Raw genomic sequence first — 19,162 nt, forward strand, 5'->3', positions numbered from 1 at the left:
CTCACCCGCCCCGCTGCGCCGCGCGTCCCACGGAATCCACCAGGGGCAGCACCCGGTACGGCACGCGCTCGCGCAGCACCATCTCCGTACGGGTGCGCACCACCCCCTGAGTCCGGACCAGCACCTGGATCACGTCCTCCAGGTGCGCCGCGTCCCGCGCGACCACCCGGGCCAGGAGATCGCCGCCCCCGGTGGTCGAGAAGGCCTCCATGATCTCCGGGACCTCCGCCAGCGCCTCGGCGACCGTGTCCAGGTGCCCCTGGGTGACCTCGATGTGCACGAACGCCAGCACGGGGTGGCCCAGGGCGGCGGGTGACAGACGCGGTCCCGAACCGGTGATCACCCCCTCGCGCTCCAGCCGGTCCAGCCGGGCCTGCAGCGTGCCGCGGGCGATGCCCAGCACGCGCGCGTACTCGCGCACGCTCGTCCGCGGCTGCTCCAGCAGCAACCGGAGGATCTTCGCGTCCAGTGCGTCCACGGCCATGGGCCATCGGCCTCCTCGTGGTCGGAGTTTCCGGCCGGTAACTGTACCAATGGCCCAGTCATCGGGCGCGCTGTTGAGCCACTGGGGTCACAGATGTTTTCCTCTACCCATCGATGGCGTTGCGATGGGCTGCGCCGGGCGGCGAAGGAGCCGCGCCGGACCCCCGCAGCGCCTTTGTCATGCCGGAACGCATGCCGAAAAGCGCATGCCGAAAACCAGAAAACCATCCGTACGCGTGCGTGCGCGCGCGTACCCACAATCGGGGAGAAGGGGGCGGCAGCACTGAAGAGGATCTTCGTGGCTCCGGATCCGGGCCTGCTCCGGCTGCGGACCGCCGTCCGCGCCGTCATCGGCGTGGGCTTCGCGGTCACCGTCGTGGAGCTGTCCGGCCTGCCGATGTCCGCCTCCATCGCGGGAGGCCTCGCGGCGCTCCTCGCGATGTTCACCGTCGGTGACGCGACGCCGGGCCGCCAGGTGGTCACCACGGCGCTGCTGCCCGCCGTCGGGTTCCCCGTGCTCGCCCTGGCGGCGGCCCTGCACGGCACGCCCCTGGTGCGCGACGCGGCGTTCCTCGCCGTCGTGTTCTGCGGGGTCTACGCCCGGCGCTGGGGACCGCGCGGACAGGCGCTCGGCATCTTCGGCTTCATGATGTTCTTCGCCACGCAGTTCCTGCACGCCGTGCCCGCCCAGCTCCCCCACCTCTACGCTGCCGTGATCATGGCCCTCGCGGCCTGCGGCCTGGTGCGCTTCGGACTGTGGTGCATCGAGCGCCGCACCCCGCCGCCCGCCGGACCGGCCCCGCTCGCCGGGCGCGGCCTCGCCCGCCCCACCACCCGCCTGGCCTTCCAGAACACCGTCGCCTGCGCCGTCGCCCTGGGCGTCGGCCAGCTGGTCTCCGACGAGCGCTGGTACTGGGCCGTGGGCACCGCCTGGTGGATCTTCGTCAACACCGCCTCGCGCGGCGAGACCCTCGTCCGCGGCTTCCGCCGCGTCATCGGCACCCTTGCCGGCATCGCGGCCGGCCTCCTCGTGGCCGTCCCGCTGCACGGCGCGCCCGGGCCCACCGCCGTCCTCGTCGCCGTCTGCGTCTTCGGGATCTTCTACACCGCGGCCCCCTCGTACAGCTGGATGATGTTCTTCGTGACCGTCATGGCCGGTCTCCTCTACGGGCTGCTGGGCGTCCTGCACCCCGGGCTGCTCGCCCTGCGCTTCGAGCAGACCCTGGTCGGAGCCGCAGGCGCCGCCGTCGCCGTCGCGCTCGTCCTGCCCGTCACCACCCACGCCGCCACGGACGCCTGGATCCGGCGCGCCCTGGTCGCCGTGCGGCACTGCACGGCGGACTCGGCGCGACGGCTGGCCGGCGACGCGTCCGCGGACCCCGCGCCGCACGTCGCCGAGCTCGAACTCCTCCTCGGCAGGGTCCGTGTCTCCCTGGCCCCGCTGCTGCACCCGCTCAGCCCGCTGCGCACCCGCAAGGAGCGCGCGCGGCAGGTCATGCTGCACCTCGACGACTGCGCCCGGCAGGCACGCGGCCTCGCGGCCGTCGCCGCGGACCCCGACGCCTCGCACGACGCCCGGCTCACCGCCGCCTGCCAGCGCGTCGAGACGGCGCTGCTCGGCCTCGTCGCACCCGGCGGGGAAACCCGGTCGGCAGCCGTGCTCCCCGGGGCGGCCCCGCACCACCACCCCGGCGCCGAGGCCGCGCTCGCCCATCTGCACGACCTGGAGGCCGCACTGTCCTCGCTGGCCGAGCCGCTGCGCAGCGGTCCCCGCGGAGTGTTCGCGGAGGCCTGACGTCCGGTATGTCGGTGGTGCCGTGTAGCGTCGGGATCACAGTCTTCGGGGCGGGGAGGGCGGCATGACGGTCAGCGGCGGACAGGCCGGGCAGCGCGGGCGGCTCGCGTACATCGGGTCGTACACGGCGGCCGGCGGCCGGGGCGTCACGGTCGCCGAGACCGACCCCGGCACGGGCGCGCTGAAGCTCCTGGGTTCCACGGACGCCGTGGCGAACCCCTCCTTCCTCGCGCTCTCGCCCGGGGCCGACGTGCTGTACGCGGTGAGCGAGACCGACGAGGGCGCCGTGGCGGCGTTCTCCCTCGCCGACCCCGTCCGGCCACGGCCGCTCGGCGAGGCGGTGCCCGTACGGGGCGACGCACCCACCCACCTGGCCGTCACCGGCACCCACGTGTTCACCGCCAACTACGGCTCGGGCAGCGTCAGCGCCCTCCCCGTCCGCCGGGGCGGCGGGCTCGGCGCCCCGGCGGCGGTGCTCGCCCACCGGGGCAGCGGCCCGGTCGCGGACCGGCAGAAGGGCCCGCACGCCCACGCCGTCGTGCCCGACCCTTCGGGCCGTGTGCTCCTCGCCGCGGACCTCGGCACGGACTCGGTGTGGACGTACGCCCTCGACCCGGTGACGGGCCTGCCGCGTCCCCACGGCGAGACCCGGCTGCGGTCCGGCACGGGCCCGCGGCACCTGGCGTTCGCTCCTGGAGCCGATCGCGTCTACGTGCTGAACGAGCTGGCGCCGAGTGTCACCGTCTGCCGCTGGAACAGCGCGGACGGAACGCTTGCGCCCCTCGGCGAGACGCGCGTCCTGCCGCCCGGCGAGGGCGTCCCGACGTATCCGTCCGAGCCCGTGGTCTCCGCCGACGGGCGCTTCCTCTGGATCGCCAACCGGGGCCACGACAGCATCTCGGTCCTCGCCCTCGACGGATCGGGGGACGTCCTCGGGCTCCGCGACGTCGTCGGCTGCGGGGGCGTCTGGCCCCGGGACCTGACTCCGCACCCGTCGGGCCGGTATCTGTACGCCGCGAACGAGCGGTCGGGCGACGTCTCGTGGTTCACCGTGGACCCGGACACCGGCATACCGGCCTTCGCCGGCACGGTCGCCGTGCCGGCGGCATCCTGCGTGATCTTCAACTGAGCCGAGGCACCGCCCTCAAGACACCGAGACCGGGGCGCTGAGCCCTGGGCCCGGGAACAGGGCCCAGGCCCCGAGCCCTGGGCCCGGGAATGCCGAGAGGGGCTCTCCGCAGTGCAGGAGCCCCTCTTCCGGGAAACGGGCGGGTCGAGCGGTCAGACGGTCACGGCACCCTCTGGTCGCAGGACCCGTACGGAAAACGCAGTCGGCGAGGACGGTCAGCGCGCCGGGCTCTGGGCCGGCTGCACGGATATGCCCAGTGCCTCCGCGTACTTGGCCAGGACGAGCTTGCCGATCGCCGGGTAGGCGCCGAGCGGCGCGGCCGCCGCGCAGTCCGCCTCCTTGGCGGCGGCGTCCGCGACCCCCTCGGCGATCTCCGGGCCGATGAGGCCGGGGGCGAGTGCCAGGTTCCGCGAGCCGGAGCCGCGCAGCTGGTCGGCCGCGCGCGCGATGTCGCCGTCGACGTCGAGAGCGGCCGCGAGGACCGGCACGGCGAGGCGGGCGGAGAGCAGCATGCCGCTGATCCCGGCGGCCTGCACGGCCTCCTCGCCGCCGACCGTCGCCAGGATGATCCCGTCCGCCGCCGTTGCAACTGTGAACAGTCGCGCGCGGTCGGCACGGGCCAGGCCGGCCTCCGACAGGCGGACGTGCAGAGCCTCGGCGAGCAGCGGGTGCGGGCCGAGCGCGTCGGTGAGCTCGGCGGCGGAACCGCTGCTCATGACGGACTGGCGGACGCGGCGCAGGAGGGCGTTGTCGGGGCCGGCCAGGAGCGGCACCACGATGGCCGGGGGCCACTGGTCCCAGGCGTCGGCGGCGCCGTCCTCGGCACCGGCTTCGCGGGCTTCGCTCGCGCGAGCGGTGCGCTGCGCGGCGGCGTAGGCGAGGACGGACTCGAGGGACGGGTAGCCCTCGGCGCCGCCGTCGGCGTCCACGTAGCCGATGCGGGCGTCGAGGCCCGGAAGCTCGGAGCGCGCGATGCTGAGGACCTCCTCGGCGAGGAGGCGCGTCGCCGTGTCGGGGACCCCCGGAACGGCGAGTACCAGCGGCGGCGCGCCGGCGGGGGCGGCCGCCGGCTCCGGCCGCCGGTGCCGTCCGGGCTGACGGGGTCGCGGCATTCGTACAGGCAGGCCAGGCGCAGGCCCTGTGGGGGAGCTCATGGCGCCGCATGTTAGTCGTTCAAGGCGCTGGGCCGTTCGGGTGGGGGCGTCCCGGTGGCGTCTGTCCGGATTTATTCGCCCAAAAATACGCTCATCGCAGAAGCGTACGGACGCGGTCGGGAGTGGTTCAGCAAACGACGCGGAGCATCGGCGGATCGGCCGGCAGTAGCAGATCGTCCGTCAGCAGGGCTTCGGCCACGCACAATGCGCCGTCCAGGGGCTCGCCCGCCGCGGTGACCGGACGTGCGTGAGGGAGTTGCAACTGCAACTCCTCGCGCAGGGGTGCGAGCAGGGGGTCGCCCATGCGGAGGAGGCCCCCGGTAACGGCCACGTCGTAAGCATTGCCGGTCCCATACACCTCGTCGGCCGGATCCGCCAGACCTGCCTGCCGGCCGGCTGCTGCCGGGAGTGCTTCCCGGCCGGGCCGGGGCGGCGGGCAGACCGCCGCGGCCGCCTCGGCGATGTGCCGTGCCGCCCGGCACAGGATGCCCGCCGCCACCGGGTCGGCCGGGGCGCACCGGGACACCTCCGGGGCGAACGAGGCGAGGACGGCGGGCCGGTCCGCCCGGGGGTACAGGGCGGCGGGCAGCTCCGGCGGCGGGCCGAAGACCGCCTGCAGCCGCTCCAGCAGGGCGTGCGAACCGCCGGCCCGCCCGTCGTACGCCCGCATCGCCGCCTCCAGCCCGGCACGGCCGATCCACGCGCCGCTCCCGCAGTCGCCGAGCAGATGGCCCCAGCCGTCGGCGCGCCGCCAGCCGCCCTCCGTGGTCAGGTCCGTGCCCACCGCGATCAGCCCGGTGCCCGCGGCGACGACGGCTCCCGGCCGCTGTCCCAGGGCGCCGGCGTAGGCGGTGACGGCGTCCGAGGCCAGAGAGAGCCTGCGCATGCCGAGGGCCTCGCGCAGGGCGGAGGGCAGGACGGCGTGCAGGTCCGCCCCGAGCGAGACCATGCCGGCGGCGCCCACGCAGACGGCCTCGCAGCGCTGCGCCCCGGCCCGCGCCAGCAGGCTCCGGGCCGCGGGCAGCACCTGGCCGAGCAGGTCCCGGGCATCGATGCCCTGCTCGCCGACGGCGGCCGGGACGGAGGAGGACCAGGTCAGGTCCGGGCCGCCGCGCGGGACCGCGCGCAGGGCGACGCGGATCCCCGAGCCGCCGGAGTCGACGCCGAGGACGTGACCGTTCGCCGGGCTCACCGGGCCGGTCGCACCGAAAGGGCGCCCGCGCACATCACGGAAGCTGCCAGTCCACCGGGGCCGCGCCCTGGCGCGCCAGCAGGTCGTTGGCGCGGCTGAACGGCCGCGAGCCGAAGAAGCCGCGGTCGGCCGACATGGGGGAGGGGTGCGCCGACTCCACGGACGGCACCTGCCCCAGCAGCGGCCGCAGATTGCGGGCGTCGCGCCCCCAGAGGATCGCCACCAGCGGGCGCCCCCGCTCGACCAGCGCCCGGATCGCCTGCTCGGTGACCTCCTCCCACCCCTTGCCGCGGTGTGCGGCGGGCTTGCGCGGGGCGGTGGTCAGCGCCCTGTTGAGGAGCAGGACGCCCTGCCGGGTCCACGGCGTGAGGTCGCCGTTGGACGGCCGCGGCAGCCCCAGGTCGGTGTGCATCTCGCGGTATATGTTCTCCAGGCTGCCGGGCAGCGGGCGTACCTCGGGCGCCACCGAGAAGCTCAGCCCGACGGCGTGCCCCGGTGTCGGGTACGGGTCCTGACCCACGATCAGCACCCGGACGTCGTCGAACGGCTGCTGGAAGGCGCGCAGCACGTTGGCGCCCGACGGCAGGTACGTGCGGCCCGCGGCGATCTCGGCGCGCAGGAAGTCGCCCATGGCGGCGATCCGGCCGGACACCGGTTCCAGGGCCTTCGCCCAGCCCGGTTCGACGATCTCGTGCAAAGGTCGTGCAGCCACAGCTGCCGCCCCTCCCTGTAAACAGACTGCTGGCAGTTGCGCAAGTCTAGGATCGTACGCGAGGGAGGGGTCGCTTCCGCATCCCGGCTCCGGCGGCCGGGCCGGGCGGGAGCAGCGCGTACGCCCGCCCGCTCCCGCCCGGTGGATTCAGCCGTACGTGTGGCCCGCGCGCCAGGGCTGCCCCTTGTGTCTCAGACGGCCCAGCCGTACTGGTCGGGCATGCGCTTCGCCGCACCGAGCGCGGCCGCCGCGCGGTGGGGCCAGTACGGGTCGCGGAGCAGTTCGCGGCCGAGCAGGACGGCGTCGGCGTCCCCGGCGGCGAGGATCTTCTCGGCCTGCTGCGGCTCGGTGATCAGGCCGACCGCGCCGGTCGGCAGGCCCGCCTCCGCGCGGACCCGGCGGGCGAACGGGACCTGGTAGCCGGGGCCGGTGGGGATGCGGATGCCGGAGGTGATGCCGCCCGTGGAGACGTCCATCAGGTCCACGCCGCGGACCCGCAGCTCGCGCGCGAGGCGCACGGTGTCGTCGGCGGTCCAGCCGTCACGCCCGTCCTCGGGGTTCTCCGCGATCCAGTCCGTCGCCGACGTCCGGAAGAACACCGGAAGTTCCTCCGGCCACACCGCGCGCACCGCTTCCACGACCTCCAGCGCGAAGCGCGCCCGGTTCTCGAACGAACCCCCGTAGGCGTCGGTGCGCCGGTTGCTGAGCGGGGACAGGAACTCGTGGATGAGGTAGCCGTGGGCGCCGTGCACCTCCACGACCTGGAAGCCGGCGGCCAGGGCGCGCTGCGCCGCCTCGGCGAACTGCCGCACGATCCGCTGGATCTGCTCCACCGTCAGCGCTTCGGGCACGGGGTGGCCCGGTGCGTACGGCAGCGCGCTCGGGGCGACCGTCTGCCAGCCCTCGTCCGGGCCCACCGGCCCGCCGCCGCGCCACGGCCGGTCGGTGGCCGCCTTGCGGCCGGCGTGCCCGAGCTGGATGCCCGGCACGGTGCCGCGCTCCTTGAGGAACGCGGCGATGCGGCGGAGCGCCCCGGCCTGGGTGTCGTTCCAGAGCCCGAGGTCGGCCGGGCTGATGCGGCCCTCGGGGCTGACCGCGGTCGCCTCCACGAGGATCAGCCCCGCGCCGCCGGTCGCGCGGGCGGCGTAGTGCGTGAAGTGCCAGTCGTGGGCGACGCCGGCACCCGGCCCGAAGGCCTCGGCGCTGTACTGGCACATCGGGGCCATCCAGACGCGGTTGGGGATGGTCAGCGAGCGCAGGTCGTACGGAGTGAAGAGTGCGGTCATGGCGGTCACGGCAGTCACAGCGGGCTCCTCCAGGTGCGCCGGGGGTCTCCACGGCGGGTTGCTCGTACGATAACCCTCGTACTACGAGAGATGTCAAACTACGAGGGTCCTCGTACAATGAGCGCGTCGTGGAGATTCCCGGCGCACCTGGAGGAGCTGCCGTGTCAGCGCAGAAACAGCCGTCGTCGGGCGTCCGCACCCTGGAGCACCCCGACCGCACGGACATCCACCTGGAGGGCGTGCTGCACGCGCTCTCCGACCCCATGCGCCTGCAGATCGTGCGTGAGCTCGCCGCGGAGGAGGGCGAGTTGAACTGCTCGGTCTTCGACCTCCCCGTCAGCAAGTCGACGACGACCCACCACTTCCGCGTGCTGCGCGAGAACGGCGTGGTCCGGCAGATCTACCGGGGCACCGCCAAGATGAACGCCCTGCGCCGCGACGACCTCGAAGAGCTGTTCCCCGGGCTGCTCGACTCCGTCCTCACGGCGGCGTCGCTCCAGGCGTCCCGCCTGGATGCCGCGCCCTGACGGGAAACTCCGGCCCGGGGGGGGCGTCAGCCGCCGGCGCGCGCCGCGGACAGCAGCCCTGCCCAGTCCGGGATCTTCACCGGCCCGCGCCCCAGCCGCCGGCCGAGAGCGGCCTCCGCGGCCTCGATGCCCAGCCAGCCCGGCCACTCCACGGGCTGCCGCCCCGCCGCCCGCAGGGCGGCCCGCGCCTCCTCGGCGGTCGCGGGCGTCCGCTCCGCGAGCGCCGCGGCGTCGGCCAGCAGGGACGTCACCGTCTCCTTCGCGCACGAGCGGTTCGTGCCGATCACGCCCGTCGGACCGCGCTTGATCCACCCCGCCACGTACTCGCCGGGCGACGGTGCGCCGTCCCGCAGCACCCGGCCTTCCGCGTGCGGCACGGTCCCCAGCTCGCCGTCGAACGGCAGGCCCGCGATCGGCACACCGCGGTAACCCACCGAGCGCAGCACCAACTGCGCCTCGACGTCCTCGAACTCACCGGTCCCGGCGATGCCTCCGCGACCGTCCGGGGCCGTCCGCTCGAAGCGCACGGCGCGCACCGCCCCATCGCCGAGCAGGGCGACGGGCCGGAGGAAGAACCGCAGGTGGATGCGGCGTGGCCGGTCCGCCGGAGGGCGTCCGGCCCAGTCGCGCAGGACCTCGACGTTGCGCCGCCCCGCCGCGGGCAGCCCGCCGGGGTCGGCCCATGCGGGGTCGAGCGCCGCCTCCCCGGCCCGTACGAGCGGCTCCGCGCCCGGCAGTGCGCCCAGCTCGCGCAGCTCCTTCGTGGTGAACTTCGCCTGCGACGGCCCGCGCCGGCCGACCATGTGGATGTCCGTCACCCGGCTCTCCGCGAGCGCGCCCAGGGCGGCGTCCGGCACGTCGGTGTGGTGCAGCTCGCCGGGGCCGCGCCCCAGCACGCGGGCCACGTCGACGGCGACGTTCCCCACGCCGATGACGACCGCGGAGCGCGCGCCCAGCACGAACCCGTCCGGCGCCGCGTCCGGATGGGCGCTGTACCAGGAGACGAACTCCGTGGCCGAGAAGCTGCCGGGCAGGTCCTCGCCGGGGATGCCGAGACGCCGGTCGGTCGCGGCCCCGACGCAGTAGACCACCGCGTGGTACAGCTCCAGCAGCCTGCGCGGCGCGAGGCCGCGGGGGCCGTCGCCCACCGGGACGTTGCCGAAGAAGTGGATGCCCGGGTGCTCCATGGCGGCCCGCAGGTTGTTCTGCAGCGACTTGATCTTCTCGTGGTCGGGCGCGACGCCGTAGCGCACCAGCCCGTACGGGCAGGGCAGCCGGTCCAGCACGTCCACCGTCACGCCGGGGACGTCCTGCTGCTGCACCAGGGCCTGAGCGGTGTAGACCCCGCTCGGCCCCGACCCGACGACGGCGATGCGAAGCACGGTGGGCCCCTTTCCGCGGATCTCCGCAGGTGTCCCGCAGGTCCCTCCAGGATCGCACCGGGGGGCGCGGGACGGCAGGGCGACAGGCGGGCGTGGCCGGTTCGGGAGGGCCGGACGGGGCGGGGCCGCGGCTCAGGTGCCCGCGGGCGGCGGCTCGGGGCCGGGCGGGACGCCCAGCTCCCAGTCGAGCCCGTAGCGCTGGAACAGCTCCGCGCGCAGGCGTTCGAACGGCATGGGGGCGCCCGGCAGCAGGACCGCCACGACCGCGCCCATCAGCAGCGCGCGCAGCAGCGGGTAGTCCGTGTCGGGGTCGGGGGAGCCGTAGGCCGCCACCGTGTCGTGCAGCAGGTGCGCGAGGCGCTGCTGCTCGGGACACTGGATGAATCCTTCCGCCTGGAGGATTCCGGCCATGTGGGTGCGCATCAGCAGCGGCCGGTCCCGCGCGAGCCCGAGGATCGCGTCGATCGCGCGGGCGAGGCGCTCGCGGCCGTCCCGGGCGCACGGGGCGCGCTCCAGGCCGGCCTCGAGCTCCAAGTGCATCACACGGTGCACCGCGGACTGCAGCAACTGCCGCTTGCCCGGGAAGTAGTACGAGACGAGGCCGCGCGCCGTGCCCGCCCGGTCGGCGATGTCGGCGAGCGTCGTCGCCTCGTACCCGCGTTCACCGATGAGCTCGACCGTCGCCCGGAGCAGCCGCTCACGGGAACGGCGGCGCATCTCCTCGTTGGCCGACGCGCTGCGCGGGGACATTCCATAACTCCTGCGTTGACTGGCTCCGGGCCAATATACTCAGGGGCTGTCCGGCCGTCCTGCCCGCCCCCGGCGTGGTACGACTCCGGTGTGCCGGCTGGCCTGGGCGGCGCGGGGGACCGCCCAGACCAGCGTGGCGGGCTCATACGGCTACGGGGACGTCATCAGCAGCAGGCTTCGCCGGCAAGCCTGCCGGCGGCCGTCAGCCGGCCAGTCCGAGCACCGGCCGCAGGCCCGCCGGCCGCTCCTCGACGGGCAGATGGTCCACCAGATGCACCGCACAGCCCAGCGCTGCGGCGCCACCGTCGGCCCGGCGGTCGTCCCCCACCATCAGCACTTCCCCGGGAGCCAATCCGAGCGCCTGACAGGCCGCCAGGAACAGCCGTGGATCGGGCTTCTGCACGCCGTGCTCGAAGGACAGGACATAGGCGTCCACCCATGTGTCGAGGCCGTGCGCCAGGAACACCGGCCGCAGATCCCAGCCGACGTTGCTGACCACGGCCGTTCGCACACCGCGCTGCCGCAGTTCACCGAGGACACCGGCCGCATCGGCGTACGGGCGCCAGGCGGCCGGCTCCATGTGGCGCTCGTACAGCGCGTCGTAGACCTCGGGCCGGGGCAGCGGCACCTCGCGCGCCAGCCCGGTGTACGCGGCACGGTGCTCCTCCGCGCTGCGGTCGCGCGCGGCCCACGCCCCGGTCAGGTGCGGCGGTACGGAGCGCGGCGGCGTTCCGCCCGGGAGCGCGCCCGCCTCCTCCAACTGCCGGGCGGCCCCGGCCACGTCGGTCTCACCCATCAGTACGCCCGTCCGCTCCAGCGCCGCGGTCAGCCACGACACGGCCGACTCGACCCGGAACAGCGTGCCGGAGAAGTCGAAGAGCACACCCTTGACCGTCATGACGCCCCCTCGCCCCCGTCCGTGCGAGCGGACGGCGGGCTCATTGATCGCTGTCGGAGAAGCCGGCTTGATGCAGGAGAAGCCGGCTTGATGTCAGAGAGGCCAGCGTCGCACGGGGGCAGGGCATGGTGGCCGCAGACCGCGAATCGGCTCACGGCCGCACTGCGCCACCCGTTCCCGCCCCCTCCGCCCGCCTGCCCGTCAGCGTGCCGAACAACCCCGCGGAGACCGCCACCAGCGCTCCGCCCAGCAGCCATCCGCCCACGACGTCCGACAGCCAGTGGACCCCCAGGTACAGCCGGGTGAAGCCGACCCCGAGTACCGACACCGCGCCGGCCGCCAGAGCGGCCCGCAGCCCCGCCGCCCGGACGCCGTGCCGCCACAGGAGCCACACGAGGAGCCCGCAGGCGACCGTCGCCGTCAGGGCGTGCCCCGAGGGGAACGCCGCGTAGTGCGCGGTCGCCACCGGGTCCGGCCAGCTCGGACGGGCCCGTCCCACCGCCGCTTTGAGCCCCTGCTGGAGCGCGGTGCCCAGGGCCGACGTGCCGGCGATCCAGGCGCAGAGCAGCCAGTCGCGCCGCCGTGCGAGCCACAGCGCGGCGACGGCCAGGGCGGCGCGCATCGTCCAGGGGTCCCACAGCCAGTCGGAGAGCACACGCACGCACCGCGTCCAGCCGCGGTGCTCCACGGCCACGGGGTGCAGCCCGTCCGCGACGTGCCGGTCGAGCGAGACGAGCGGCTCCCACGCGCAGGCCACCAGGGCCAGCAGCACGCCGAACACGGCGGCGAGGACGAGGCCGGTGCGGAGCGCCACCGGCCGGGCGGACGTGCGGGAAGGGGAGCGGGGGAGTGCGGGCGAAGGCCGCGGCGGGGCGTGCATGGGGTGATCGTGGCCCATGGTGCGCCGGCAGGGCTACTCGTTCGCAACGACCGCCCGTCCCCGGCGATCCGGCCGCGCCGCGCTTACGAGCCGGACCGGCTCAGTGCGCTCAGGCCCGGCATGAACGTGACCAGCAGCGGGACCGCCGGCACCAGGGACGCCACCGCCGTCAGCCGCAGCCGCCGCGCGGCCGTCAGCCGGGGCGCGGGGGCCAGCAGCCGCTGCACTCGCGTCGGCACCTGGGACAGCCGGGACGGGCACGGCCCGAACACCCCGCGGTCCTCGTTCAGCTCCACCAGGGCCAGGGCGGTCGTCAGCCGGCCGAAGCGGCGCGACGCGGCATCGTCCGCCGCCAGCTCCACCAGGTGGTGCACCTGGTCGCGGAACGCCGCGAACACCGGCACCTGCGGGAAGCCGTTGGCGAGCGCCGAGGAGACGTGCAGCAGCCAGTGGTGCCGGGCCCGGGCGTGCCCCTGCTCGTGGGCCAGCACCGCATCCAGCTGCGAGCCCTTGAGGCGGCGCAGCGCACCCGTCGTGATCACCAGCTGGGGTGCCGGGCCGCCGGGCAGCCACCAGGCGTCCGGGCGGTCGCCCTCCAGGACCACGAGCCGGTCCTCGCCGGGCTCCTCGCCGGGCAGCAGAGGGGAGCGCACCAGCAGCTCCGCGTGGCGCTTGCGGCGCCGGGCGCGCGCCCAGCGGATCTCGCGGCTCAGCATCCACGCCGTCCACGCGGCGCCGCTCGCCAGCGTCAGGGCCAGCGGAGCGGCCCAGGCGGCGTAGGCGGTGAGGGCGTACGCCTCGACCACACCGTGCGGCGCGGCGGCGAAGACGTGCCCGCGCACGGCCTCCCAGGCCGCGGCGGCGCTCAGCGCCATGGCGAGCAGACAGCACAGCAGCACGGCCGCCACCGCGCACTGCCACACCCACAGCGCCACGACCGGTTCGCGGTCGGGCCAGTCGGAGCGCGTCAGCACACGCGGCGCCAGCGCCGCGACCAGTGCGCCGAGGACCAGCAGCGCGAGCGGGACCATCATGGCCGTCAGCCTATGAGCGGCGGCGCGGGCAGGGGTACGGTCCCGTTCGCGAAGTGACGCATGCCACGGGCGGCCGGGGCGCGCGCTCAGAGCGTCAGCAGCATGGCCAGCATGCCGATGCCCATGGACAGCCGGCAGGCGTGCGTGAGGTCCGGCCGGCCCGGCCACGTGAGCTGCCCCGAGGCGACGGTGACGGGGACGAGGACGGCCACCGTGCGGACCACGTACACGGCGAAGTACACCAGCAGCAGCCCCGTCAGCAGCGGGGTGCCGGCCGGCTCGTGCGCCGCCGCGGCGTGTGCGGTCGTGCCCGCGTGCACGCTCCCTCCGCCCACGGGGCCGCCGGCCATCGCCAGCGCCATGTAGACCATGGCGAACGCGCCCACGGCGTGGTGGAGGTGAGGAGTGTCCAGGCGGCTCCGGGCGACGGCCACCAGCGTGTGCACCCCGGCGGCCCCGAAGACGACGGCGAACAGCAGGGCGCCCCACGGCCGCGTGTCCAGGACCGTGGCCGGAACGGCCATGGCGGCCATGCCGAGCCCCATGAGGGCGTCGCTCCCGACGGCCCGGCGCTCCCCTCCCGGGCCCGCGTGGAGGCGCACCAGGCAGTACGCGCCCGTCGCGGCGCACAGCGCCACCAGCAGCCAGCCGATCAGCGGCGGTCCGTGCACGGCACACCTCCCCGGACGCGCAGACCCACCTCCGGTTGATTCCCCGGGCGACGAGTGCACATGGGGGCGCATGGGCGCACATGAGGGGGACCGGGTGGATGGATGTGCGCCCGCGCACGCGCGGTGGCACGTCAGGGGCGCGCAAGCGGGCGGCAGCCGCGCGCCGGGGCCGGGTTAGTGTTCACGTGGAGCCGGAACCGCCGTACGGAGAGGACCCCAGGAACACGATGGACACCACCACCAGCACCGAGACGAGCTTCCGGGACGCGACCACCGATGACGTGCCCGTTCTCGTGGAGCTCGTCGAGTCGGCCTACCGCGGTGACGCGAGCCGCGCCGGCTGGACGACCGAGGCGGACCTGCTGGACGGCCAGCGCACCGACCCCGAGGGCGTCGAGGCCGTGGTGACGGACCCGGCGAGCCGGCTGCTGGTGGTCGAGCGGGGCGGCCGGATAGTGGCCTGCTGCCAGCTCGAACACCGCGGTGCCCACGCGTACTTCGGGATGTTCGCCGTCAGCCCGGAGATGCAGGGCGGCGGGCTCGGCAAGGTGGTCATCGCGGAGGCCGAGCGGCTGGTCCGTGCCGAGTGGGGCGCCACCGAGATGCACATGACCGTCATCAAGCAGCGCGACGAGCTGATCGCCTGGTACGAGCGCCGGGGATACCGGCGCACCGGGCGGATGAGCCCGTTCCCGTACGGGGACGAGCGCTTCGGCATCCCGCAGCGCGACGACCTGGAGTTCGAGCTGCTGATCAAGGAACTGGTCTGACGACGCGATCAGGGGACTGACGAGACGGTAAGGGGCGCTGTCCTATGGACAGCGCCCCTTACTTCGTCACCGGCTACTTCGTCACCGGCTACTTCGTCACCGGCTACTTCGTCACCGGCGCGCCGTCAGAGCCGGCCCGCCTCCACGATCCGCCGCAGGAACCTCCTGGTGCGTTCCTCGCGGGGCTGGCCGAAGACCTCCTCGGGGGTGCCGCGCTCCAGCACGACCCCGCCGTCCAGGAAGCACACCTGGTCGGCGACGTCCCTGGCGAAGCCCATCTCGTGTGTGGCCAGGACCATCGTCATGCCGTCCTCCTTGAGGTCCCGCACGACGCCCAGGACCTCGCCGACCAGCTCGGGGTCGAGGGCCGCCGTGACCTCGTCCAGGAGCAGCAGCCGCGGCCGGCCCGCGAGCGCCCGGACGATCGCCACGCGCTGCTGCTGACCGCCGCTGAGCCGGTCGGGGTACTCGCCCGCCTTGCCGCCCAGGCCGAGCCGCTCCAGCAGCTCCCGGGCCCGTTCCTCGGCCTCCGCGCGGGGTACGCCGTGCACCCGTCGCGGGGCCAGCGTGATGTTGTCGAGCACGGTCATGTGCGGGAAGAGGTTGTACGCCTGGAAGACGACGCCGATGCGGCGGCGGACGGTGTCCGGGTCGACGCGCGGGTCGGTGATGTCCTCGCCGTCGAGCAGGATCGCCCCGTCGTCGATCTCCTCCAGCAGGTTCGCGCAGCGCAGCAGCGTCGACTTGCCGGAGCCGGAGGCGCCGATGAGGGCGGTCACCGTGTGCGGGGCGACCTCCAGGTCCACGTCGCGCAGCACGACCGTGCCGCCGAAGGTCTTGCGCACCGATTCGAGGCGCAGCACGGGCTGCGTGCTCATACGATCCCTCCCTGTGCCCGCCGGCGGTCCGTCCGTGCCGTGACCCAGTCGGTGAAGCGGGTCATGGGGATGGTGAGGGCGACGAAGATGAGCCCGGCGACCACGTACGGCGTGTAGTTGAAGCTCTTGCTCGAAAGGATCTGGGCCGCGTAGACGGCGTCCACCGCGCCGGCGATCGAGACGAGCCCGGTGTCCTTCTGCAGCGAGACCAGGTCGTTCAGGAGCGGCGGCACGACCCTGCGCACGGCCTGCGGGAGGATGACGAACCGCAGGGTCTGCCGGGCGCTGAGGCCCAGCGAGCGGGCGGCGGCGCGCTGGCTGGGGTGCACGGACTCGATGCCCGCGCGGAAGACCTCGGCGACGTACGCCGAGTAGGTCAGTACCAGCGCCGTCCCGCCCAGCAGCACCGGGTCGGTCGTCACCCCCTGGAGCCGCAGCGCCGGGACGCCGAAGACGACCATCAGCAGGCAGATCACCAGGGGTAGCCCGCGGAAGAAGTCGGTGTAGGCGGTGGCGAGCGCGCGCAGCGGGAAGAAGACCGGGCCGCGCAGCGTGCGGGCGACGGCGATCAGCAGGCCGAGGACGAGCACGGCCGCTCCGCACACGACCAGCAGGCGGAGGTTCAGCCACAGGCCTTCCAGGACCTTGGGCAGCGCCTCGCGCGCGTAGTGCCCGTTCAGAAACGTTTCACGGGTGCGCGGCCAGCCGGGGGAGTTGACGACGGCCAGGAACAGGACGGCGCCCGTGACCAGGGTGCTGCAGGCGGCGACGGCCGTGGCGCGGCGCGCCCGGGTCCGTTTGAAGCGCTCCCGTTCGAGGCGGCGTGCGGAGGGGGTGTAGGTGTCCTGGGCGGCGTCCTTCACCAGGGACGGCACGGCGTCCCCGGGCCCGGCGGCCGCTTCTCCGGCGCTCACTTCAGCACCGGCACGTCGGCGGCCTCGGAGAGCCACTGCTTCTCCAGCCGGGCGAGCGTGCCGTCCTTGCGGAGGGAGTCGACGGCGCCGCTGACGCACGGGGTGAGGCGGCTGCCCTTGTCGAGGACGAGACCGAACTGCTCGGGCTTGCCGCCCCCGGCCTCGAACTGGCCGACGATCCTGGCGTCCTGGATCTCGGCGGAGGTGATGTAGAAGGCGGTCGGCAGGTCCACGACGATCGCCTCGACCTGGCCGTTCTTGAGCGCCGTCTTGGCGTAGTCGTTCTTCTGGAAGACGGCGGGCCGTTCGCCGGGCTCGATGACGTCGTTGATGACGTCGAGGCTGGTCGTGCCGACCTGGGCGCCGAGCTTCGCGTGCTTGAGGTCGGCAGCGCTCCCGGCCTTCGCGGCGGGGGAGTCCTTCAGGGCGACGACGGCCTGGCGGACGTCGTAGTAGCCGGAGGAGAAGTCGACGGCGCGGCGGCGCTCGTCGCTGACGGAGATCTGGTTGAGGTCGACGTCGAACTTCTTGGCGCCGGGGGCGACGGCGGTGTTGAAGGGCACGGTCTGCCAGACCACGTCGGCCCGGTCGTACCCGAGCCGCTCGGCCAGGGCGTAGGCGACGGCCGACTCGAAGCCCTTGCCGTTCGAGGGGTCGTCGCCTTCGAACCAGGGCGCGTAGGCGGGCTTGTCGGTGCCCATGGTCAGCTTGCCGGGGACCTGCGTGGCCAGCTTCCCCTTCGTGCACGCGGCCGCGGCGGGCGGCGCCGCGGAGGACTTCGAGGAGCCGGAGCCGCTGTCGTCCTGGGGAGCGCAGCCGGCGGCGGCCGCGAGGAGGACGGCGAGGCAGGCGGCGACCGGGGCCGTGCGGCGGGCTGCGGAGGGCGTGGCCTGGGTGGCGGTGCGGCGCGTGGGCCGGTGGGCGACGGGCATGGCGCGAGACTGGCAGCGTGATCATCGGTCTGTCCAGGTCAGGCCACCGACCGTCCGAATACCGGAAGACTGTTGCGCCTTCGTGAATTCACCGGCGGCGCGCGGGTAGGCCCGGAGGACGTGGGAGGGCGGGCCCCGGGGCCGTCGGGACGACCCGGAATGGCTGGAACTCGACTAGGACAGTGCACGGGACTGCTGGGGCTAATGTGTCGGAATTGTGGATCCGGGAACACATATGGCGGAGGCCTGCAGGAAAAACGGCGGCCTGACCTGGGGGTCGGCAGGATAATTTGTGGCCTCCCCTCTTGAGCAGGAGAAGCGCGCACGGATACGGTGTCTTAACGCCAAGTTCTCCCGAGGAGGAGCAGCCATGACGGAAATCCTTGCGTCCACGGCGATACGGGCCGACGAATCGACCGCCGAGCCGGTGATCGATCACCCCGCGTGGGCCGAGCTCAAGGACGCCGTGGAAACAATCCGGCCGTGGCAGTCCCAGGACGGCTCCATCGACTTCACCGCGGAGGACGCGCCACCGGGCGAGGCCGTCCGGGCCCAGCTGGACCGCGTCGTCACGGCCGTCGAGCGGCTCTCGCCGCTCGTCCCGCACGACGCCGCGTACCACGAGGCCCTCGTGGCCGACCTGCGCCGCTGGGCGGAGGCCGGCTTCGGCGTGCCCGACTTCCTGGACTCGCTCCTGGCCTTCCAGCCCGCCGCCCGGCGCGCCGACGGCCTCCAGCACCTCGTCGTCTTCCCGATGTACACGCAGAACGGCAACCCCGACCGCAACCTCGAGGCCGTCGTCCTGCGCGTCGTCTGGCCCGAGTGGCTGGCCGAGCTGGAGCGCACCCGCTACGACAACCCGCTCTTCCTCGGCATCACCTTCGAGGACTTCACCGCGGGCTACGACACCAACTCCGCCGTCCTCTTCCCGGAGACCATCGCCGTCCGCGAGGCCCCCGAGCGCTTCACCTGGGGCGGCATCTTCTGCGACCGCGAGGCGGCCCGCTTCCGCCGCGTCACCGAGGCGGCCGTCGCCGCCCTCGGCCTGGAGCTCCCCGCCGACATCCAGGCCATGATCGGCGACCAGCACCGCTGTGAGCAGGCCTTCGTCCTGTGGGACATGGTCCACGACCGCACCCACAGCCACGGCGACCTGCCCTTCGACCCCTTCATGATCAAGCAGCGGCAGCCGTTCTGGATGTACGGCCTGGAGGAGCTCCGCTGCGACCTCACCGCCTTCAAGGAGGCCGTGAAGCTGGAGGCCGAGGGCAACGCCCACGGCCGCGACGTGCAGTACGCCGTCCTCTTCGACCGGATGTTCCGCTTCCCGGTCACCGGCGACCGCGTCCGCAACTACGACGGCCTCGGCGGCCAGCTCCTCTTCGCGTACCTCCACCGCCACGACGTCGTACGCTGGACGGACAACACCCTCCACATCGACTGGGACCGCGCCCCGCAGATCACCAACCAGCTCTGCGGCGAGATCGAGAAGCTCTACCGCGACGGCATCGACCGCCCCAAGCTGGTCCACTGGCTCGCCGCCTACGAGCTGGTCTCCTCCTACCTCCCCCCGCACCCCGGCTCCGTCTGGGCCAAGGGCCCCGAGGCCCTCGACCTCACCCAGCCGCCCCGCAAGCTCGTGGACGACGTGCTCCCGGACGAGTTCCCGCTCAGCATGTTCTACGAGGCGCTTGCCAAGAAGCTGCGTCACGTGATCGCCTCGACCAAGGGGATCACCGCGGCGAAGGCCGAGCGGGTGGCCGCGTGAGCGAGCA

At 74.0% G+C, this 19,162-nt stretch carries 19 protein-coding genes; 5 read left to right on the forward strand and 14 right to left on the reverse strand.

What is annotated here, in order from left to right; genetic code table 11:
* Nucleotide 1 precedes the first annotated feature (1 nt).
* Entirely contained in the window at nt 2-484 is a 483-nt protein-coding gene (locus ACOTKD_RS23575) for an Lrp/AsnC family transcriptional regulator (protein ID WP_424890993.1), read from the reverse strand.
* A gap of 291 nt (nt 485-775) precedes the next feature.
* Between ACOTKD_RS23575 and ACOTKD_RS23580 the strand changes: the two genes are divergently transcribed.
* Nucleotides 776-2,278: an FUSC family protein gene (locus ACOTKD_RS23580; RefSeq protein WP_424891070.1), complete on the forward strand. Its 1,503-nt coding sequence runs from the start codon at nt 776-778 to the stop codon at nt 2,276-2,278.
* A gap of 64 nt (nt 2,279-2,342) precedes the next feature.
* A complete protein-coding gene (locus ACOTKD_RS23585; RefSeq protein WP_424890994.1) occupies nt 2,343-3,407 on the forward strand; it encodes a lactonase family protein in 1,065 nt (354 codons plus the stop codon).
* 215 nt (nt 3,408-3,622) lie between these two features.
* On the opposite strand, the gene ACOTKD_RS23590 is transcribed toward ACOTKD_RS23585, so the two are convergent.
* From ACOTKD_RS23590 to ACOTKD_RS23605, 4 genes are all read right to left on the reverse strand, one after another.
* Nucleotides 3,623-4,561 (reverse strand): hypothetical protein, encoded by a 939-nt coding sequence (locus ACOTKD_RS23590; protein ID WP_424890995.1) that lies wholly within the window; start codon nt 4,559-4,561, stop codon nt 3,623-3,625.
* 127 nt (nt 4,562-4,688) lie between these two features.
* Complete coding sequence (locus tag ACOTKD_RS23595) at nt 4,689-5,753, reverse strand: N-acetylglucosamine kinase (RefSeq protein WP_424890997.1); 1,065 nt, start codon at nt 5,751-5,753, stop codon at nt 4,689-4,691.
* Between the two features lie 34 nt (nt 5,754-5,787).
* Nucleotides 5,788-6,465, reverse strand: a complete 678-nt coding sequence (locus tag ACOTKD_RS23600) for a uracil-DNA glycosylase (protein WP_424890998.1) — start codon at nt 6,463-6,465, stop codon at nt 5,788-5,790.
* 191 nt (nt 6,466-6,656) lie between these two features.
* Nucleotides 6,657-7,751: an NADH:flavin oxidoreductase/NADH oxidase gene (locus tag ACOTKD_RS23605; RefSeq protein WP_424891071.1), complete on the reverse strand. Its 1,095-nt coding sequence runs from the start codon at nt 7,749-7,751 to the stop codon at nt 6,657-6,659.
* Between the two features lie 161 nt (nt 7,752-7,912).
* Between ACOTKD_RS23605 and ACOTKD_RS23610 the strand changes: the two genes are divergently transcribed.
* Nucleotides 7,913-8,278 carry an ArsR/SmtB family transcription factor gene (locus ACOTKD_RS23610; RefSeq protein ID WP_424890999.1) on the forward strand — a complete coding sequence of 122 codons (366 nt, stop codon included), beginning with the start codon at nt 7,913-7,915 and terminating at the stop codon, nt 8,276-8,278.
* 26 nt (nt 8,279-8,304) lie between these two features.
* Here ACOTKD_RS23610 and ACOTKD_RS23615 read toward each other — a convergent pair whose 3' ends face one another.
* From ACOTKD_RS23615 to ACOTKD_RS23640, 6 genes are all read right to left on the reverse strand, one after another.
* Nucleotides 8,305-9,660 (reverse strand): FAD-dependent oxidoreductase, encoded by a 1,356-nt coding sequence (locus tag ACOTKD_RS23615; protein ID WP_424891000.1) that lies wholly within the window; start codon nt 9,658-9,660, stop codon nt 8,305-8,307.
* Between the two features lie 132 nt (nt 9,661-9,792).
* Nucleotides 9,793-10,410 carry a TetR/AcrR family transcriptional regulator gene (locus tag ACOTKD_RS23620; RefSeq protein WP_424891001.1) on the reverse strand — a complete coding sequence of 206 codons (618 nt, stop codon included), beginning with the start codon at nt 10,408-10,410 and terminating at the stop codon, nt 9,793-9,795.
* 202 nt (nt 10,411-10,612) lie between these two features.
* The gene (locus ACOTKD_RS23625; protein ID WP_424891002.1) at nt 10,613-11,308 is read right to left on the reverse strand and encodes an HAD family hydrolase; all 696 of its coding nucleotides are present in this window, start codon (nt 11,306-11,308) and stop codon (nt 10,613-10,615) included.
* A gap of 151 nt (nt 11,309-11,459) precedes the next feature.
* Entirely contained in the window at nt 11,460-12,188 is a 729-nt protein-coding gene (locus ACOTKD_RS23630) for a phosphatase PAP2 family protein (protein ID WP_424891003.1), read from the reverse strand.
* A gap of 83 nt (nt 12,189-12,271) precedes the next feature.
* Entirely contained in the window at nt 12,272-13,222 is a 951-nt protein-coding gene (locus tag ACOTKD_RS23635) for a M56 family metallopeptidase (RefSeq protein WP_424891004.1), read from the reverse strand.
* Between the two features lie 86 nt (nt 13,223-13,308).
* Nucleotides 13,309-13,893 carry a DUF5134 domain-containing protein gene (locus ACOTKD_RS23640; protein WP_424891005.1) on the reverse strand — a complete coding sequence of 195 codons (585 nt, stop codon included), beginning with the start codon at nt 13,891-13,893 and terminating at the stop codon, nt 13,309-13,311.
* Nucleotides 13,894-14,120: 227 nt separating this feature from the next.
* Here ACOTKD_RS23640 and ACOTKD_RS23645 point away from each other — a divergent pair, with 227 nt between their 5' ends.
* Nucleotides 14,121-14,663, forward strand: coding sequence for a GNAT family N-acetyltransferase (locus ACOTKD_RS23645; protein ID WP_424891006.1), 543 nt, complete (start codon nt 14,121-14,123; stop codon nt 14,661-14,663).
* A 125-nt stretch (nt 14,664-14,788) separates the two neighbouring features.
* Here ACOTKD_RS23645 and ACOTKD_RS23650 read toward each other — a convergent pair whose 3' ends face one another.
* Genes ACOTKD_RS23650 through ACOTKD_RS23660 form a run of 3 tightly spaced genes read right to left on the reverse strand, consistent with a single transcriptional unit; the run spans nt 14,789 to nt 17,387 of the window.
* Nucleotides 14,789-15,541: an amino acid ABC transporter ATP-binding protein gene (locus ACOTKD_RS23650; RefSeq protein ID WP_424891007.1), complete on the reverse strand. Its 753-nt coding sequence runs from the start codon at nt 15,539-15,541 to the stop codon at nt 14,789-14,791.
* On the reverse strand, nt 15,538-16,416 hold the full coding sequence (locus ACOTKD_RS23655) for an amino acid ABC transporter permease (protein WP_424891072.1): 879 nt from the start codon (nt 16,414-16,416) through the stop codon (nt 15,538-15,540). The genes ACOTKD_RS23650 and ACOTKD_RS23655 overlap by 4 nt, the downstream gene beginning before the upstream one ends.
* A 35-nt stretch (nt 16,417-16,451) precedes the next feature.
* Entirely contained in the window at nt 16,452-17,387 is a 936-nt protein-coding gene (locus tag ACOTKD_RS23660; RefSeq protein WP_424891008.1) for an ABC transporter substrate-binding protein, read from the reverse strand.
* Nucleotides 17,388-17,757: 370 nt separating this feature from the next.
* Here ACOTKD_RS23660 and ACOTKD_RS23665 point away from each other — a divergent pair, with 370 nt between their 5' ends.
* Nucleotides 17,758-19,155, forward strand: a complete 1,398-nt coding sequence (locus ACOTKD_RS23665) for a DUF6421 family protein (protein ID WP_424891010.1) — start codon at nt 17,758-17,760, stop codon at nt 19,153-19,155.
* Nucleotides 19,156-19,162: the final 7 nt, after the last annotated feature.

It is taken from the genome of Streptomyces sp. XH2, assembly GCF_049725035.1.
In the GTDB taxonomy this organism is placed as follows: domain Bacteria; phylum Actinomycetota; class Actinomycetes; order Streptomycetales; family Streptomycetaceae; genus Streptomyces; species Streptomyces roseoverticillatus.

What these genes read in the sequence shown, in the direction of transcription:
- ACOTKD_RS23650 (WP_424891007.1), bottom strand. Translation starts at nt 15,541, where the DNA reads ATGAGCACGCAGCCCGTGCTGCGCCTCGAATCGGTGCGCAAGACCTTC.
- ACOTKD_RS23645 (WP_424891006.1), top strand. Translation starts at nt 14,121, where the DNA reads ATGGACACCACCACCAGCACCGAGACGAGCTTCCGGGACGCGACCACC.
- ACOTKD_RS23635 (WP_424891004.1), bottom strand. Translation starts at nt 13,222, where the DNA reads ATGATGGTCCCGCTCGCGCTGCTGGTCCTCGGCGCACTGGTCGCGGCG.
- ACOTKD_RS23620 (WP_424891001.1), bottom strand. Translation starts at nt 10,410, where the DNA reads ATGTCCCCGCGCAGCGCGTCGGCCAACGAGGAGATGCGCCGCCGTTCC.
- ACOTKD_RS23630 (WP_424891003.1), bottom strand. Translation starts at nt 12,188, where the DNA reads ATGCACGCCCCGCCGCGGCCTTCGCCCGCACTCCCCCGCTCCCCTTCC.
- ACOTKD_RS23625 (WP_424891002.1), bottom strand. Translation starts at nt 11,308, where the DNA reads ATGACGGTCAAGGGTGTGCTCTTCGACTTCTCCGGCACGCTGTTCCGG.
- ACOTKD_RS23585 (WP_424890994.1), top strand. Translation starts at nt 2,343, where the DNA reads ATGACGGTCAGCGGCGGACAGGCCGGGCAGCGCGGGCGGCTCGCGTAC.
- ACOTKD_RS23665 (WP_424891010.1), top strand. Translation starts at nt 17,758, where the DNA reads ATGACGGAAATCCTTGCGTCCACGGCGATACGGGCCGACGAATCGACC.
- ACOTKD_RS23605 (WP_424891071.1), bottom strand. Translation starts at nt 7,751, where the DNA reads ATGACCGCACTCTTCACTCCGTACGACCTGCGCTCGCTGACCATCCCC.
- ACOTKD_RS23575 (WP_424890993.1), bottom strand. Translation starts at nt 484, where the DNA reads ATGGCCGTGGACGCACTGGACGCGAAGATCCTCCGGTTGCTGCTGGAG.
- ACOTKD_RS23590 (WP_424890995.1), bottom strand. Translation starts at nt 4,561, where the DNA reads ATGAGCTCCCCCACAGGGCCTGCGCCTGGCCTGCCTGTACGAATGCCG.
- ACOTKD_RS23660 (WP_424891008.1), bottom strand. Translation starts at nt 17,387, where the DNA reads ATGCCCGTCGCCCACCGGCCCACGCGCCGCACCGCCACCCAGGCCACG.